At 43.6% G+C, this 1,982-nt stretch carries 3 protein-coding genes; all 3 read right to left on the reverse strand.

Annotation, left to right across the window (positions count from 1 at the left end; genetic code table 11):
- Positions 1-122: 122 nt before the first annotated feature.
- Positions 123-473 (reverse strand): DHCW motif cupin fold protein, encoded by a 351-nt coding sequence (locus tag VN105_RS14985; protein ID WP_325642269.1) that lies wholly within the window; start codon positions 471-473, stop codon positions 123-125.
- 10 nt (positions 474-483) lie between these two features.
- Positions 484-951: a hypothetical protein gene (locus VN105_RS14990; protein ID WP_325642271.1), complete on the reverse strand. Its 468-nt coding sequence runs from the start codon at positions 949-951 to the stop codon at positions 484-486.
- Positions 952-1,094: 143 nt separating this feature from the next.
- Positions 1,095-1,982, reverse strand: an 888-nt coding sequence (locus VN105_RS14995; protein WP_325642273.1) for a hypothetical protein, incomplete at its 5' end; no start/stop codon positions are given.

A 1,982-nucleotide genomic window follows, 5' to 3' on the forward strand; every position in this document is an offset into this window, starting at 1 on the left:
GAAACAGATGCTGCACCCGGGCCTGTGGCCGTAATTACAAAGAAAGAGGAAAAACAGATGCCCCCGCTATGCCGACCCTGTGGCCGTAACAAGAAAGAAATAGAAGCAACAAGAGAAGCAGATTATACCAGCGGCTGCAGAAAATCGCCGTCTACAATCAGGAGTTTTACACCACCTGTTGAAACAGAACGATGAACACTCAGGTTATCTGACACAACATAACTCATCCCTTCAGATAATTCAAAATTTTCACCGTTCTGTAATTCACTTACAAAAGAACCTTGCAAACAATGCACAATATGCCCTTTCTTACACCAGTGATCCGCCACGTAACCGGGTGAGTATTCCACCGTCCGTATCCGCAGCCCCGGAAACTGTAAGGTTTGCCACCATGCAGTGCCTTCTTCACCGGGATACGTTGTTTTCGGAATTAATGACCAGTCGATCGTCTGAAAAGGAATATTTATACCCATCGTAAAAGGTTTAACGTATACGGATATACGCTTCTATAATTTCCTGGTTTACATTTAAACTATCAATCTTTTCTATACCACGCTGGATCAGCGTATCATGCTGCAAACTGAGCGTAAAGGTGAAATGCTTATCTTCCCAGCTGCGGAAACTGCAATATTGTAAATGCTCTTCATATTTATCGCCCGTCAGCACATACGTACCCGCGCCGGATCCAAATATAGCTGTACTGCTGTCAGTTCCTTTTGAAACATCATGCTGAAAAAAAGCAAAGTGGCTGCCATTAAAGATCTTAATCATTTCCTGCCCCTTTACCGGGTAAGTATCAGTGGTATCACCATTTTTGATCATCTTGCTGTAAGCCAGTTTCCAGGTACCGGTTAAAGGCTGGTCAACAGCCGCTTCCGGAGATTTTATGTCTGCACAGGAAACGGCAGTCCATGCAATAATACCGATAGCGGCGGGTATTCGTAGGTTCATAACGTTTAGATTTTTGATTGATATTTCCAGGATGGTACTATTTCACAAGGTTAATAAAAAGATGTTGATTTTTAAATACCCGGTGAAATAAAAAAGGGGAGCAACATGCGCAACGTTACTCCCCTGATTAAAAACTAGTTCTATTACCTGATCACCTGCAACTGATCGCTGCCTGTCGGCTTGTGCAGCAACAGGTTGTATATCTTGTACTTATTGTCTGTAATACCTGCAAGGGCCGACTCTCCTCTCAATTCATCATCTGTCCGGATCAACCCCACTACCCTGCCATCCCCAAAAAACCTCAGCTCATAATGCTCCAGTGGCAACATCTCCAGGTGATATGCCTTAATCTGCTCAAACCGGTTCCAGGTTTCTGCTGCATCAGCGGGCTTGTTCTGGAAATAAGCCTGCTCGGTTTCCAGCTCCCGGTTATAGATCTGCTCCGCTACTGCATTCATATTACCGTCTGCCATCAATTTGCGGTACTGGTTATAAAAGTTCAGCACCTCCCTTGTGAGCTTTGCCTTGTCTTCCTTCCGGAGATCCTGGCTCTGGCTCCATCCTTTCAGCTGGTAAGGCACAGATGCTTCAAAAACACCTTTAAACTCCAGGTAAGGCACATTATCCAGGTTTATTTCAGGCATCTTATAATAAAACAACTGTTTATATTCCTTTGGTTTTTCCTTTTCTTCATCGCCACTCATTACTTTCACTTCGAGACCACAGTTCTTCGCCAGTAAGAATGAATCCATCTTATCATCGTCATCTACTTTGGGGAATACCCTGATAGTAATGGTTTGCTTACCGCTTTTCAGAATATTAGGCGATACAGGCCATACCGCCCCGCCCTGGTTCCCGCTGCCAAAGTCTGAATAGGCCGGCATATCATTGACCAGGATCTCATACGTGCAATTGTAACTGTTAAAGTCCAGGATAAACCTTGGATTATAATCGTATTTCTTCACCAGGTTATAACTGTTCAGATATTTTTCCTTAATACCCTGATTCATGCTTTCTTTTTTTGCATTTGT

It is taken from the genome of Chitinophaga sp. (assembly GCF_035564935.1).
Lineage (GTDB): Bacteria > Bacteroidota > Bacteroidia > Chitinophagales > Chitinophagaceae > Chitinophaga.